At 72.8% G+C, this 13819-nt stretch carries 14 protein-coding genes; 4 read left to right on the top strand and 10 right to left on the bottom strand.

The window, feature by feature from the left end:
* Positions 1 to 20: 20 nt before the first annotated feature.
* The 4 genes from ACFW3D_RS27465 to ACFW3D_RS27450 form a co-directional block, all read right to left on the bottom strand.
* A complete protein-coding gene (locus ACFW3D_RS27465; protein ID WP_500508168.1) occupies positions 21 to 1469 on the bottom strand; it encodes an MFS transporter in 1449 nt (482 codons plus the stop codon).
* A complete protein-coding gene (locus ACFW3D_RS27460; RefSeq protein ID WP_500508166.1) occupies positions 1466 to 2023 on the bottom strand; it encodes a TetR/AcrR family transcriptional regulator in 558 nt (185 codons plus the stop codon). The genes ACFW3D_RS27465 and ACFW3D_RS27460 overlap by 4 nt, the downstream gene beginning before the upstream one ends.
* Before the next feature lie 99 nt (positions 2024 to 2122).
* On the bottom strand, positions 2123 to 3550 hold the full coding sequence (gene argH, locus ACFW3D_RS27455) for an argininosuccinate lyase (RefSeq protein WP_500508164.1): 1428 nt from the start codon (positions 3548 to 3550) through the stop codon (positions 2123 to 2125).
* Between the two features lie 90 nt (positions 3551 to 3640).
* Positions 3641 to 4834, bottom strand: a complete 1194-nt coding sequence (locus tag ACFW3D_RS27450) for an argininosuccinate synthase (protein ID WP_500508162.1) — start codon at positions 4832 to 4834, stop codon at positions 3641 to 3643.
* A gap of 291 nt (positions 4835 to 5125) precedes the next feature.
* Here ACFW3D_RS27450 and ACFW3D_RS27445 point away from each other — a divergent pair, with 291 nt between their 5' ends.
* Genes ACFW3D_RS27445 through ACFW3D_RS27430 form a run of 4 tightly spaced genes read left to right on the top strand, consistent with a single transcriptional unit; the run spans position 5126 to position 8660 of the window.
* Positions 5126 to 6511: a ferredoxin reductase family protein gene (locus ACFW3D_RS27445; RefSeq protein WP_500508160.1), complete on the top strand. Its 1386-nt coding sequence runs from the start codon at positions 5126 to 5128 to the stop codon at positions 6509 to 6511.
* Between the two features lie 7 nt (positions 6512 to 6518).
* Positions 6519 to 7067 carry an FMN-binding protein gene (locus tag ACFW3D_RS27440; RefSeq protein ID WP_500508158.1) on the top strand — a complete coding sequence of 183 codons (549 nt, stop codon included), beginning with the start codon at positions 6519 to 6521 and terminating at the stop codon, positions 7065 to 7067.
* Positions 7068 to 7069: 2 nt separating this feature from the next.
* Complete coding sequence (locus ACFW3D_RS27435; protein ID WP_500508156.1) at positions 7070 to 7846, top strand: FAD:protein FMN transferase; 777 nt, start codon at positions 7070 to 7072, stop codon at positions 7844 to 7846.
* Positions 7847 to 7880: 34 nt separating this feature from the next.
* Positions 7881 to 8660: an SDR family oxidoreductase gene (locus tag ACFW3D_RS27430; protein WP_500508154.1), complete on the top strand. Its 780-nt coding sequence runs from the start codon at positions 7881 to 7883 to the stop codon at positions 8658 to 8660.
* Positions 8661 to 8693: 33 nt separating this feature from the next.
* Here the strand turns inward: ACFW3D_RS27430 and ACFW3D_RS27425 are convergent, their stop codons facing one another.
* Genes ACFW3D_RS27425 through argC form a run of 6 tightly spaced genes read right to left on the bottom strand, consistent with a single transcriptional unit; the run spans position 8694 to position 13745 of the window.
* Entirely contained in the window at positions 8694 to 9230 is a 537-nt protein-coding gene (locus ACFW3D_RS27425; RefSeq protein ID WP_500508246.1) for an arginine repressor, read from the bottom strand.
* Positions 9231 to 9237: 7 nt separating this feature from the next.
* Positions 9238 to 10455: an acetylornithine transaminase gene (locus tag ACFW3D_RS27420; RefSeq protein WP_500508152.1), complete on the bottom strand. Its 1218-nt coding sequence runs from the start codon at positions 10453 to 10455 to the stop codon at positions 9238 to 9240.
* Entirely contained in the window at positions 10452 to 11387 is a 936-nt protein-coding gene (gene argB, locus ACFW3D_RS27415) for an acetylglutamate kinase (protein ID WP_500508151.1), read from the bottom strand. The genes ACFW3D_RS27420 and argB overlap by 4 nt, the downstream gene beginning before the upstream one ends.
* Positions 11384 to 12535: a bifunctional glutamate N-acetyltransferase/amino-acid acetyltransferase ArgJ gene (gene argJ / locus ACFW3D_RS27410; protein WP_500508149.1), complete on the bottom strand. Its 1152-nt coding sequence runs from the start codon at positions 12533 to 12535 to the stop codon at positions 11384 to 11386. The genes argB and argJ overlap by 4 nt, the downstream gene beginning before the upstream one ends.
* The gene (locus ACFW3D_RS27405) at positions 12532 to 12720 is read right to left on the bottom strand and encodes a hypothetical protein (protein ID WP_500508148.1); all 189 of its coding nucleotides are present in this window, start codon (positions 12718 to 12720) and stop codon (positions 12532 to 12534) included. The genes argJ and ACFW3D_RS27405 overlap by 4 nt, the downstream gene beginning before the upstream one ends.
* Positions 12717 to 13745 carry an N-acetyl-gamma-glutamyl-phosphate reductase gene (argC, locus tag ACFW3D_RS27400; RefSeq protein ID WP_500508146.1) on the bottom strand — a complete coding sequence of 343 codons (1029 nt, stop codon included), beginning with the start codon at positions 13743 to 13745 and terminating at the stop codon, positions 12717 to 12719. The genes ACFW3D_RS27405 and argC overlap by 4 nt, the downstream gene beginning before the upstream one ends.
* Between the last annotated feature and the right edge of the window lie 74 nt (positions 13746 to 13819).

The following is a 13819-nucleotide window of genomic DNA, read 5'->3' as shown; positions in this document are numbered from 1 at the left end:
TCACCCCGCCGCCGAAACCCTCAGTGGCCCACCGCGGAGACCCGGCCCTCCACGAGCCGCTGGCCGCGCAGCAGGCGCCAGGCGGCGGTGGCGGCCAGCAGCAGGACGGCGCCGCCGGCGCCGGACGCGGCGCGCAGGCCGTCGGTGAAGGCGGCGGGGTCGGCCGAGGCCGGGCCGCCGGAGATGCCGGTGACGACGGAGCCCAGGAGGGCGATGCCGAGGGCGGCGCCGAGTTCGTAGGCGGTCTCGGAGACACCGGAGGCGGCACCGGCCTGCTGCGGCGGGACGCTGGAGAGGATGACGTCGGCCGTGACGGTGAACGACAGCCCGGCTCCCGCGCCGACGACCAGCAGGGCGGCGCCGAGGAAGAGGTAGCCCGTGCCGGGGCGCAGGGCCAGCAGCGCGAGCAGGGCGAGGCCGGTGGCGACGAGGCCGCCGGCGACGGCGACGCGTACCGACCAGCGGCGCGCGACGGCGCCGGCGGCGAGTCCGGTGGCGGCGGCGCCCAGGGTCGCGGGGAGTTCGCACAGGCCCGCCTGGAGCGGGGTGCGGCCCTGGACGATCTGGAGGAACTGGGAGAGGAAGAAGACGCTCCCGGCGAGCCCGAGCACGGTGAGCAGGTCGGCCAGCACCGCGCCGGAGAAGCCGCGGTGCCGGAAGAGCCGCATGTCCAGCAGCGGCTTGGGCAGCGCGAGTTGCCTGCGGACGAAGGTGTGGAGGCAGACCGCGCCGAGCAGCCCGGCGCCGGCCGCGCCGAGGCCGGGGCCGTGCACGGCGAGCTGCTTGACGGCGTAGACGACGCCGAACATGCCGAGCAGCGAGAGCAGGACGCTCAGCGGGTCCCAGGGGCCGGGCGCGGGGTCGCGGGACTCGGGCAGCAGCCGGCCGCCGACGACGAGCAGCAGGGCCATGACGGGCAGGTTGATGAGGAAGACCGAGCCCCACCAGAAGTGCTCGAGGAGGACACCGCCGACGACCGGGCCGAGGGCCGCGCCGGCGGTCGAGACGGCGCCCCAGACGCCGATGGCGAAGCTCCGCTCGCGCGGGTCGGGGAAGAGGGTGCGGATCAGCGCGAGCGTGGACGGCATGAGGGTGGCGCCCGCGACGCCCATGAGGGCGCGGGCGGTGATGAGCATGCCGGGGCTCGTGGCGTACGCGGCGAGGACGGAGAGCGCACCGAAGGCCGCCGTGCCGGTGAGCAGCAGCCGCTTGCGGCCGACGCGGTCGCCGAGGCCGCCCATGGAGACGAGCAGTCCGGCGATGACGAAGGAGTAGACGTCGCCTATCCACAGCAGCTGGGTGGAGGTGGGCCGCAGGTCCGCGCTGAGGAAGGGCACGGCGAGGCCGAGCACGGTGGCGTCGACGGCGATGAGCAGCAGCGCGAGGGTGAGGACGCCGAGGGCGAGCCAGCGGGCGGGGTGGCCGCGGTCGTCGTGGCGCGGGGTCGTGGCGGGTGCGGCGGTGGTCATGAGCCGCTCCGGGGCTCGCGCAGCATGCCGCCGAGCAGCAGTCCGGTGACCATGCGGGCGGAGTCGAGGCGGGCCATGCGGCCGTCCTGGACGGACCAGGCCGAGGCGGCGATGAGCGCGTACAGCGCCTCGACGAGCCAGGCGGGGGTCAGGTCGTAGCGGAAGGCGCCGGTTTCCTGGCCGCGCCGGAAGAGTGCGGCGACCCGGGCGTCGATGCGTGCCCAGCCGTCGTTGATCTCGGCGAAGTCGTAGATCTGGTTCTCGCCGTAGAGGAAGGCCAGGAAGCCGGAGACGGGCACGGCCTCGTTGATGAGCCGGCGGACGGCCTCGACGGGGTCGCCCTCCTCGATGCGCGCCGCGTCCAGCCGTTCCTCGGTCTGCTCGATGCCGAGCATGCCGAGGGCCCGCACCAGCGCGTCCCGGCCGGGGAAGTGCCGGTGGAGGGTGGCGCGGCTGACGCCGGCGGCCTTGGCGATCTCGTCCATGGAGGCGGTGGCACGCCGCGACAGCAGGTCGGCCGCGTCCCGCAGGACCTGCTCACGATCGAAGCTCATGAGACAAGATTAACCCATGTGAGACATTGATGTCTCATTCGAGAGGACGAAGAAGCCCGGCCGGGTGGACGGACCCGGCCGGGCTCCCCGCTCGCGGGATCAGCTCTTGGCCTGCGCCCACGCCAGCTGGACGGCGAGGTCCCGCTTGACCTCGGCGAGCTGGACGACCACCGCCGACGGCGCGGTCCCGCCGCGGCCGTCACGGGCGGCCAGCGCGCCGTGGACGTCGAGCACCGAGCGCACCTCGGCGGTGAGATGGGGCGAGATCTTCGCGAACTGCTCGTCGGTGAGCTGGTCCAGCTCGATGCCCTCGGCCTCGCAGACCTTGACGCACTCCCCCGCGGCCTCGTGCGCGACGCGGAAGGGCACCCCCTGCTTCACCAGCCACTCGGCGATGTCCGTGGCGAGCGAGAAGCCTGCCGGGGCCAGTTCCTCCATGCGCTGCCGGTTGACGGTGAGCGTGGCCATCATGCCCGTGAAGGCGGGCAGCAGGACCTCGAGGGTGTCGCAGGAGTCGAAGACCGGCTCCTTGTCCTCCTGGAGGTCCCGGTTGTACGCCAGGGGCAGCGCCTTCAGCGTGGCGAGCAGCCCGGTCAGGTTGCCGATGAGCCGGCCGGACTTGCCGCGCGCGAGTTCGGCGATGTCCGGGTTCTTCTTCTGCGGCATGATCGACGAGCCGGTGGAGAAGGCGTCGTGGAGGGTGACGAAGGAGAACTCCTTCGTGTTCCAGATGATGACCTCCTCCGCGATCCGCGAGAGGTCGACGCCGATCATGGCGGTGATGAAGGCGAACTCGGCGACGAAGTCCCGCGAGGCGGTGCCGTCGATGGAGTTGGCCACCGAGCCGTGCTCGAAGCCGAGATCCTTGGCGACCGCCTCCGGGTCCAGCCCGAGCGAGGAGCCGGCCAGCGCGCCGGAGCCGTACGGCGAGACGGCGGTGCGCGCGTCCCACTGCCGCAGCCGCTCGGCGTCCCGGGACAGCGCCTGGACGTGGGCGAGCACGTGGTGGGCGAAGAGCACCGGCTGCGCGTGCTGCAGATGGGTGCGGCCGGGCATGGCGACGTCGATGTGCGTCTCGGCGAGCCGCACCAGGGCGTGCTGCAGCTCGGCGATCAGGCCGCCGATGGTCCGGGCGTGGTCGCGCAGGTACATCCGGAAGAGGGTGGCGACCTGGTCGTTGCGCGACCGGCCGGCGCGCAGCTTGCCGCCGAGCTCGGGGCCGAGCCGCTCCAGCAGGCCGCGTTCCAGGGCGGTGTGGACGTCCTCGTCGGCGATGGTCCCGGTGAAGGAACCGTCGGCGACGTCGGACTCCAGCTGGTCGAGGCCGGCGAGCATGCGGGTCAGCTCGACGTCGCTGAGCAGGCCGGCCTTGTGCAGCACGCGCGCGTGGGCGCGGGAGCCCGCGATGTCGTACGGCGCGAGCCGCCAGTCGAAGTGGACGGACGCGGAGAGTTTGGCCAGCGCCTCCGCGGGACCGTCGGCGAAACGCCCGCCCCAGAGCCGGACGTCGCCGCTGTTGGTGCTCACTGCTCTGCTCGCTTCCGTCGGGGGTGGATGTGCGGCCGCCTCCCCGCCCGGACGGGCGAGGAGGCGGGCTGCCGTGATCGAGGCTACTGACTAGGCCAGGTCGCGCTTGGCCGCGATCTTCGACGACATGCCGAAGATCTCGATGAAGCCCTTGGAGAGGGACTGGTCGAACGTGTCGCCGGTGTCGTACGTCGCCAGGTTGAAGTCGTACAGGGACTCGGCGGACTTGCGGCCGGTGACGACGGCGCGGCCGCCGTGCAGCGTCATCCGGATGTCGCCGGTGACGTGCTGGTTGGCCTCCTCGATGAAGCCGTCCAGGGCCCGCTTGAGCGGGGAGAACCACAGGCCGTCGTAGACCAGCTCGCCCCAGCGCTGCTCGACCTGCCGCTTGTAGCGGGCGAGTTCACGCTCGACGGTGACGTTCTCCAGCTCCTGGTGGGCGGTGATCAGGGCGATCGCGCCCGGAGCCTCGTACACCTCACGGGACTTGATGCCGACGAGCCGGTCCTCGACCATGTCGATCCGGCCGATGCCCTGGGCACCCGCGCGCTCGTTGAGCTGCTGGATGGCCTGCAGCACGGTGACCGGCTTGCCGTCGACGGCGACCGGGACGCCCTGCTCGAAGGTGATGATCACCTCGTCGGCCTCGCGGGCCGTGGCCGGGTTCTGGGTGTACTCGTAGACGTCCTCGATCGGGGCGTTCCAGATGTCCTCGAGGAAGCCGGTCTCGACGGCACGGCCGAAGACGTTCTGGTCGATCGAGTAGGGGGACTTCTTGGTGGTCGCGATCGGGAGGTTCTTCTCCTCGCAGAACGCGATCGCCTTGTCCCGGGTCATCGCGTAGTCGCGGACCGGCGCGATGCAGGTCAGCTCGGGGGCGAGGGAGGAGATGCCGGCCTCGAAGCGGACCTGGTCGTTGCCCTTGCCGGTGCAGCCGTGGGCGACGATCGAGGCACCGTGCTTCTTGGCGGCGGCCACCAGGTGCTTGACGATGGTCGGCCGGGAGAGCGCGGAGACCAGCGGGTAGCGGTCCATGTAGAGGGCGTTGGCCTTGATCGCCGGGAGGCAGTACTCGTCGGCGAACTCGTCCCTGGCGTCGGCGACCTCGGCCTCCACCGCGCCGCAGGCGAGCGCCCGCTTGCGGATGACGTCCAGGTCCTCGCCGCCCTGGCCGACGTCCACGGCCACCGCGATGACCTCGGCGCCGGTCTCCTCGGCGATCCATCCGATGGCGACGGAGGTGTCCAGTCCGCCCGAGTAGGCGAGTACGACGCGCTCGGTCACGGGTCTCTCCTTTGGTGCGCGAGGTCGAGTGCGTATGGCGGCGGTGATGATGCATACGCTGTTGGGTATAAGTATGCACTCCTCTGCATGCTTCGTCAATCGGCCGCGTCGTCGCAGGTCACAGGCGTGTCGGCGACTCCCCGCGACTCCCCGCGGCAGCCGCGCCGAGAACACCGCGGCCGCCCCGGCACAGCCGCTCCCCGGTGAGTGCGGCCGCATCGCGACACCGCACGCAACACGGGGAGAGACCGGGCTTTGAACAGCGGCACGGGTCCTTCCGTACTCATGCGCATGGCGGCCACGACCACGATGATCCACAACAGCAGGGCGGGCAGGCGGCAGGCCATGCGCCGGATCCGGCCCCGCCGTTCCCCCGCGATCCCGCTGCTCCTCCTGGCCTGGGCGGGCGCCGCCGGGGTCGTGTGGCTGTGGTGGGGCAACACCCCCTACATCCAGCCGACCACGGCCGGCCGGCTCACCGCCGCGGGCCGGATCACCGGCCTGCTCGGCGGCTACGCCATCGCCCTGGTCGTCCTGCAGATGGCCCGGGTCCCCGCGCTGGAACGGCGGGTGGGCAGCGACCGGGTCGCCCGCTGGCACGCGATGAGCGGCCGCTACGCCGTCTCCCTGGTCGTCGCGCACGTCGCGCTGATCCTGTGGGGCTACTCCGAGCAGTCCGGGCAGCCGGTCGTGCAGCAGTCGGTCGCGGTCGTCATGGACTATCCGCGGATGATCGAGGCGACCGCCGGCACCGTGCTGCTGCTGGTCGTCGGCTTCGTCTCGGCGGGCGTGCTGCGCCGCCGGCTGCGCTACGAGACCTGGTACTACGTCCACCTGCTGACCTACGCCGCGGTCTACCTGACCTTCTGGCACCAGCTCGCCACCGGCGCCGAGTTCGCGGGCAGCGCCGCCGCGCGCGGCATCTGGTACGCGCTGTACGGCTCGGTGACGGCGCTGGTGCTCTGGTACCGGGTGCTGGTGCCCGTGCGGCTCAACATGAGGCACCGCATGCGGGTCGCGGAGACCGTCGAGGAGGCACCGGGCGTGGTCTCGGTGCTCATCACGGGACGCAGGCTGCACCGGCTCGGCGCCGAGCCCGGCCAGTTCTTCCGCTGGCGCTTCCTCGCCGAGGGGATGCGCTGGAGCGCCAACCCGTACTCCCTGTCGGCGCCGCCGCGCCCCGACCTGCTGCGGATCACCGTCAAGGCGGTGGGCGGCCACAGCTCCGCGCTGGCCTCGCTCGAGCCCGGCACGCGGGTGTGGGCCGAGGGCCCGTACGGCGCCATGACGGCCTCCCGCCGCCGCGGCGGCAAGGTGCTGCTGCTGGCGGGCGGCGCCGGGATCACGCCGCTGCGGGCGCTGTTCGAGACGCTGCCGGCCGCGCCCGGCGACCTCACGCTGCTGTACCGGGCCCGCAGCAGGCAGGACCTCGCGCTGTGGGCCGAGCTGGAGGAGATCGCGGCCGAGCGCGGCGCACGCCTGGTGTACGCGGTGAACGGACCCGACGGCGCCCGCCCGGAGATCACCGCCCAGGGACTGCGGCGGATGCTGCCCGACATCGACCGGCACGACGTGTACCTGTGCGGCCCGCCGGGGCTGGCCGAGGAGTCGTACTCCGCGCTGCGCGAGGCGGGAGTGCCCGAACGCCGTATCCACCACGAGTCCTTCGAGATGTGAGGTCCGAGTGAAGAAGAAGCACCCGCTGCGCCGGATCCTCCTGAGCAGCGTGACGACCGTCTCCGGGGTCGTGCTGCTGCTCGCCCTGAAGCCGACCACCGCACCCTTCACCTCGCAGGCCGGCGCGCCGGCGCAGCAGTTGCCGCCGGTCTCGGCGGCCCCCTCGCCCGCCGGTCCCGACCCGTCGGTGCCGGTCGCCTCGGACCCGGCGGACGGCGGCGGCTCCGGCGGTGCGCGCAACCCTGGGAAGCAGCAGGGGAAGCAGGGCGGCGTGCCCGCGCGGAAGACCGTCACCGGGGACGTGGCGCAGACCGGCTACGGACCCGTCCAGGTCGAGATCACGGTCGACGGCGGGCGGATCGTCTCGGCCGCCGCCGTCCAGGCGCCCGCCGGCACGCCCACCAGCGACCAGCTCACCGCCACCGCCGTGCCGGAGCTCAACCAGGCCGCGGTCACCGCCCAGAGCGCGCAGATCGACACCGTCTCCGGTGCCTCCTTCACCAGCGAGGGCTACCGGAAGTCGCTGCAGAGCGCCCTGGACAAGGCCGGTGCCTGACGATGTCCGAGAACCCGCCGCGCCTGCGGCACGTGGAGCACTGCATGGGGACGGTGTTCTCCTTCGACGTGCGCGGCGCCCGCGACCCGCGCGTCCGGACCGCCCTGGACGCGGCGGTGGCGGGCCTGCACCGGGCCGACGCGGTGTTCTCCACCTTCCGCGCCGACAGCGAGGTCAGCCGGCTGGGCCGCGGTGAACTCGCCCTCGCGGATTGCTCCCCCGAGGTGCGGGAGGTCCTCGGGCTGTGCGAGGACGCCGAGCGCCGCACCGACGGCTGGTTCACCCCGCGCTACGCGGGCCCCGGCACCCCGCTCGACCCCACCGGCCTCGTCAAGGGCTGGGCGGTGGAGCGGGCCGTCCGGACGATCGCGGCCGCGGGTGCCGGGAAGGTCTGCCTCAACGGCGGCGGCGACGTGCAGCTGACCGGCGGCCCTTGGCGGGTCGGCATCGCCGACCCGCTGCGGCCCGGTGGGCTCGCCACCGTCGTCGAGGCGGACGGCGAACTGGCCGTCGCCACCTCCGGGCCCGCCGAGCGCGGCTGCCACGTCCTCGACCCGCGCACGGGGGCCCCGCCCGCCGGGGGACTGGCGTCCCTCACCGTGGTGTGCCCCTCCCTCACCGAGGCGGACACCTGGGCGACGGCCGGGTACGCCATGGGCGACCGGGCCCGCGCGTGGCTGGAAGCGCTCCCCGATCTGGAGGCCTTCGCCGTCGCCGCCGACGGCACGACCTGGCACACCACGGGATTCGGGCGATTCGTCGCGAAGTTGAGCGCTTGACGATCAGCTGTTCCAGGTGGCAAGAATTCGTCACATGGATCTGCAACTGAACGGCAAGGTCGTGCTGGTCACCGGAGGGTCCGACGGGCTCGGCGCGGCCCTTGTCCGGCGGCTCGCCGACGAGGGCGCCAAGGTGGCGCTGTGCGGACGTGACCCCGAGCGCATCGAGCACGTGGTGAAGGAGATGGGCGCCACCGGTGCCGACGTGCTGGGCGTGCCGGCCGACGTCACCCGTCCCGAGGACCTCGAGCGCTTCGTCGCCGCCGCCGACGGGCGCTGGGGACGGATCGACGCCGTGGTCAACAACGCGGGCCGCAGCGCGGCCGGGTTCTTCGAGCGCCAGGACGACTCGGTGTGGGAGGAGGACCTGCAGCTGAAGCTGCACGCCGCGGTACGGCTGACCCGGCTGGCCCTCCCCCACCTGCGCGCCGCGGGGGGCGGCGGCGTGGTCAACACCCTCGCCGTGTCGGCCAAGGCCCCCGGCGCGGGCAGCACCCCGACCTCGGTCTCCCGCGCGGCGGGCCTCGCCCTGACCAAGGCGCTGTCCAAGGAGCTCGGGCCCGACAACATCCGGGTCAACGCCGTCCTCGTCGGACTGGTGGAGAGCGGCCAGTGGACCCGGCAGGCCGAGGAGCGCGGGATCGCCGTCGAGGAGCTGTACGCCACGATGGGCCGCGACTCCGGCATCCCCCTGGGCCGGGTGGGCCGCGCCGAGGAGTTCGCTGACCTGGTCGCCTTCCTGCTGTCCGACCGGGCCGGTTACGTGACCGGCACCGGCATCAACTTCGACGGCGGCCTCAGCCCCGTCGTCTGACCGGGCCCCGGGCCCCGGACCGGATTCCGGGGCCTAGCTGCCCGCGGCCAGGCGCAGCAGGTGGTCGGCGACCGCCTGCCCGCCGGCCGGGTCGCGGCTGATCAGCATGACCGTGTCGTCGCCCGCGATCGTGCCGAGGATGTCGTACACCTCGGCCTGGTCGATCGCCGACGCGAAGAACTGCGCGGCGCCCGGTGGGGTGCGGACGACGACGAGGTTGGCCGAGGCCTCCGCGGAGATCAGCAGCTCACCGGCGAGGCGGCGCATCCGCTCCTCCTTCACCGACTCCCCGAGCGGCGCCATGGGGGTGCGGAATCCGCCCTCGCTGGGCACGGCGTAGATGAGTTCGCCGTTGTTGGTGCGGATCTTCACCGCGCCCAGTTCGTCGAGGTCGCGGGAGAGCGTCGCCTGGGTGACGCTCAGCCCGTCGTCCGAGAGCAGCTTGGCGAGCTGGCTCTGGGACCGCACAGGCTGCCGGTTCAGGATGTCCACGATCCGCCGGTGGCGTGCCATCCGGGTCTGCGGTACTGCGGCGGCTCCCCCGCCGGCCTGCTGCTGCGCCTCGGTCATCGTCGTGTCATTCTCCAAATCGCGGTTCCTCTGCGGCGTGTACGGCGTCGAGGACACCCGGCAGCGCCCCCAGGAACGCGTCCACCTCGGCGTCACCGAGGATCAGCGGCGGGGCGAGCCGCACCGTGTCGGGTACGGCGGCGTTCACCAGGAGTCCGGCGTCCTGAGCCGCCTTCTGCACCTGCGCGGAGAGCGGCTCGGTGAGCACGATACCCAGCAGGAGGCCCGCACCGCGCACGTGATCGACCAGAGGGTGGCCCAGCGCCTCGACACCTTGGCGCAGTTTCTCGCCCTGGCGCTTGACGTTCTCCAGCACGCCCTCCTGGGCGATGGTGTCCAGGACGGCGAGCGCCGCCGCGCAGGCCACCGGGTTGCCGCCGAAGGTGGTGCCGTGCTGACCGGGGGTCAGCAGGTCGGCGGCGGGGCCGAAGGCGAGGGTGGCGCCGATGGGCAGTCCGCCGCCGAGCGCCTTGGCGAGGGTGACGACGTCCGGCTCGACGCCCTGCGCCTGGTGCTCGAACCAGTGGCCGGTGCGGCCGATGCCGGTCTGCACCTCGTCCATGACGAGCAGGGTGCCCGTGGCACGGGTGATCTCCCGTGCGGCGGCCAGGTACCCGGCGGGCGGCACGATGACGCCGTTCTCGCCCTGGACGGGCTCGAGCATCACCAGCGCGGTCTCCTCGGTGACGGCGGCGCGCAACGCGTCGGCGTCGCCGTACGGCACATGGGTGACGTCGCCGGGCAGCGGGCGGAAGGACTCCTGCTTCTTGGGCTGCCCGGTGAGCGCGAGCGCGCCCATGGTGCGGCCGTGGAAGCCGCCGTCGGTGGCCACCATGTGGGTACGGCCCGTCAGCCGGCCGATTTTGAAGGCGGCTTCGTTGGCCTCGGCGCCGGAGTTGCAGAACAGCACGCGACCGGGGCGGCCGGACAGCTGCAGCAGCCGCTCGGCGAGGGCGACCGTGGGCTCGGCGATGAAGAAGTTGGAGACGTGGCCGAGGGTCGCGATTTGCTCGGAGACGGCACGGACGACCGCGGGATGGGCGGTGCCGAGGGCGTTGACGGCGATGCCGCCGAGGAAGTCCAGGTACTCCTTGCCGTCGGCGTCCCAGTACCGCGCGCCCTCACCGCGGACCAGCGGCAGCCGCGGGGTGCCGTAGTTGTCCATCAGGGCGCCCTGCCAGCGCCGTGTGAGCGCCTCGTTCCCCTGGTTTCCGGTGCCGGTCATGCCCGTCCCCCTCCGTTCTGCGATGTGGCGCCGCCCGCCGCGTTGACGGTGTCGGGCAGCACCATCGTGCCGATTCCCTCGTCGGTGAAGATCTCCAGCAGGATCGAGTGCTGGACCCGCCCGTCGATGACCCGGGCGGTGCGGACGCCGTTGCGCACCGCGTGCAGGCACCCCTCCATCTTGGGCACCATGCCGCTGGACAGCTCGGGCAGCAGCTTCTCCAGCTCGCTGGCGGTGAGCCGGCTGATCACCTCGTCGCTGTTCGGCCAGTCCTCGTACAGGCCCTCGACGTCGGTGAGGACCATCAGGGTCTCGGCGCCGAGCGCGGCCGCGAGCGCCGCCGCGGCGGTGTCGGCGTTGACGTTGTAGATGTGGCCGTCGTCGGCGCTGCGGGCGATGGAGGAGACGACCGGGATGCGGCCGTCGTCCAGCAGGGCCCGGATGGCGCCGGTGTCGATCTCGGTGATCTGCCCGACCCGGCCGATGTCGACGGCCTCGCCGTCGATCATCGGGCGGTGCCGGGTCGCGCTGATGGTGTGGGCGTCCTCGCCGGTCAGCCCGACGGCGAGCGGGCCGTGCTGGTTGAGCAGGTTGACCAGCTCGCGCTGCACCTGCCCGGCGAGCACCATCCGGACGACGTCCATGGCCTCCGGTGTGGTGACCCGCAGCCCCGCCTTGAACTCGCTGACCAGCCCCTGCTTGTCGAGCTGCGCGCTGATCTGCGGGCCGCCGCCGTGCACCACGACCGGCTTGAGGCCGGCGTGCCGCAGGAAGACGACGTCCTGGGCGAAGGCCGCCTTCAGCTCCTCGTCGACCATCGCGTTGCCGCCGAACTTGATGACGACGGTCTTGCCGTGGTGCCGGGTCAGCCAGGGCAGCGCCTCGATCAGGATCTGCGCCTTGGGCAGGGCGGTGTGCTTGCGGGCGCTCATGAGCTGTAGGCGCTGTTCTCGTGGACGTACTCGGCGGTCAGGTCGTTGGTCCAGATGGTCGCGGTCTCAGTGCCGGCGGCGAGGTCGGCGGTGATCCGGACCTCGCGGTAGCGCATGTCGACCAGTTCCCGGTCCTCGCCGACGGAGCCGGACTTGCAGACCCACACGCCGTTGATCGCGACGTTGAGGCGGTCCGGCTCGAAGGCTGCGGAGGTGGTGCCGATCGCCGAGAGCACCCGGCCCCAGTTGGGGTCCTCGCCGTGGATGGCGCACTTGAGGAGGTTGTTGCGGGCGATGGAGCGGCCCACCTCGACGGCGTCGTCCTCGGTCGCGGCGTTGATCACCTCGATCTTGATGTCCTTGGAGGCGCCCTCGGCGTCCCGGATCAGCTGCCGGGCGAGGTCGGCGCAGACCTCCTCGACGGCGGCGGCGAAGGGCTCCGGTGCGGGGGTGACGCCCGACGCGCCGGAGGCGAGCAGCAGCACCGTGTCGTTGGTCGACATGCAGCCGTCGGAGTCGGCCCGGTCGAAGGTGGTGCGGGTGGCGGCGCGCAGCGCCTCGTCCAGGGCGGCGGCGTCCAGGTCGGCGTCGGTGGTGAGGACGACCAGCATGGTGGCCAGGCCCGGGGCGAGCATGCCCGCGCCCTTGGCCATGCCGCCGACGGTCCAGCCCTCGCCCTCGTGCACGGCGGTCTTGTGGACGGTGTCGGTGGTCTTGATGGCGATGGCGGCCTTCTCGCCGCCGTGCGCGGAGAGTTCGGCCGCAGCCTTGGCGACGCCCGGCAGCAGCTTGTCCATCGGCAGCCGGACGCCGATCAGCCCGGTGGAGCAGACGGCGACCTCCCCCGCGCTCTGCCCGAGGGCGTCGGCGACCGCCTCGGCGGTGGCGTGGGTGTCCTGGAAGCCCAGGGGGCCCGTACAGGCGTTGGCACCACCGGAGTTGAGGACGACGGCGGAGACCTGGCCGCCCTTGAGGACCTGTTCCGACCACAGGACGGGGGCGGCCTTGACGCGGTTGGAGGTGAAGACGCCGGCCGCGGCGAGCCGCGGACCGTTGTTCACCACGAGGGCGAGGTCCGGGTTGCCGTTCTCCTTGATCCCGGCGGCGATGCCCGCCGCCGTGAATCCCTGTGCTGCCGTGACGCTCACTGTGTCGTCTCCTTGTCCGCTTCTGGGCCGACGCACCGCAGGGGCGCGGCCTTCGCCGTGATGTCGGTGTGCGACCCGGTCACCGGGGCCGTGCCGTGCGTGTCGGCGCCCGTGTCGCAGGGCGTGGCCCGGGTGAGCAGTTCCGCGACGGCGCGGCGGGCGCGGGTGGCCGGGCGGGGGGTCATGGCGCGACGCCCGCGGTGCTCAGACCCAGCCCCTCGGGGAGGCCGAGCGCGATGTTCATGCTCTGCACGGCGCCGCCGGCGGTCCCCTTGGTGAGGTTGTCGATGGCGCTGACGACGACGACCCGGCCGGCGGCCTCGTCGTGGGCCACCTGGATCAGCGCGGCGTTCGAGCCGTACACGGCGGCGGTGGCGGGCCACTGGCCCTCCGGCAGCAGGTGCACGAACGGCTCGTCGGCCAGCGCCTTCTCGTAGGCGGCCCGAAGGGCGTCGCCGGTGGTGCCGGGCCTGGCCTTGGCGCTGCAGGTGGCGAGGATGCCGCGCGGCATCGGCGCCAGCGTGGGGGTGAAGGAGACGGTGACCCGCTCGCCGGCCACGGCGGAGAGGTTCTGGATCATCTCGGGGGTGTGCCGGTGCCCGCCGCCGACGCCGTACGGGGTCATGCTGCCCATGACCTCGCTGCCCAGCAGGTGCGGCTTGGCCGCCTTGCCCGCACCGGAGGTGCCGGACGCGGCGACGATCACGGCCTCGGGCTCCACCAGGCCCGCCGCGTACGCGGGGAAGAGGGCCAGCGAGACCGCGGTGGGGTAGCAACCGGGCACCGCGATGCGCTTGGACCCCGCCAGCGCGGCGCGGGCACCCGGCAGTTCCGGGAGGCCGTACGGCCACGTGCCGGCGTGCGGGGAGCCGTAGAACCTCTCCCAGTCCGCAGCGTCCTCGAGCCGGAAGTCGGCGCCGCAGTCCACGACGAGCGCCGTGTCGCCGAGCTGCTCGGCGACGGCGGCCGACTGCCCGTGCGGCAGCGCGAGGAAGACGACGTCGTGACCGGCCAGCGCCTGCGCGCTCGTGGCCTCCAGGACGCGGTCCGCCAGCGGCAGCAGGTGCGGCTGCAGTCCGCCGAGGCGCTGCCCTGCGTTGGAGTTCCCGGTGAGCGCGCCGATCTCGATCTCGGGGTGGTTCAGCAACAGGCGCAGGATCTCCCCGCCCGCGTACCCGCTCGCTCCCGCCACCGCTGCCCGGAATGCCATGGACCCTCCTCGTCGATGGCATGAATATACAGCCATCGGAACTTTTATGCAAAGATTTGACGCCCGCCGCCCCG

The organism is Streptomyces sp. NPDC058864 (assembly GCF_042742985.1).
Lineage (GTDB): Bacteria > Actinomycetota > Actinomycetes > Streptomycetales > Streptomycetaceae > Actinacidiphila.
This window is presented reverse-complemented; position numbering and strand designations above follow the sequence as displayed.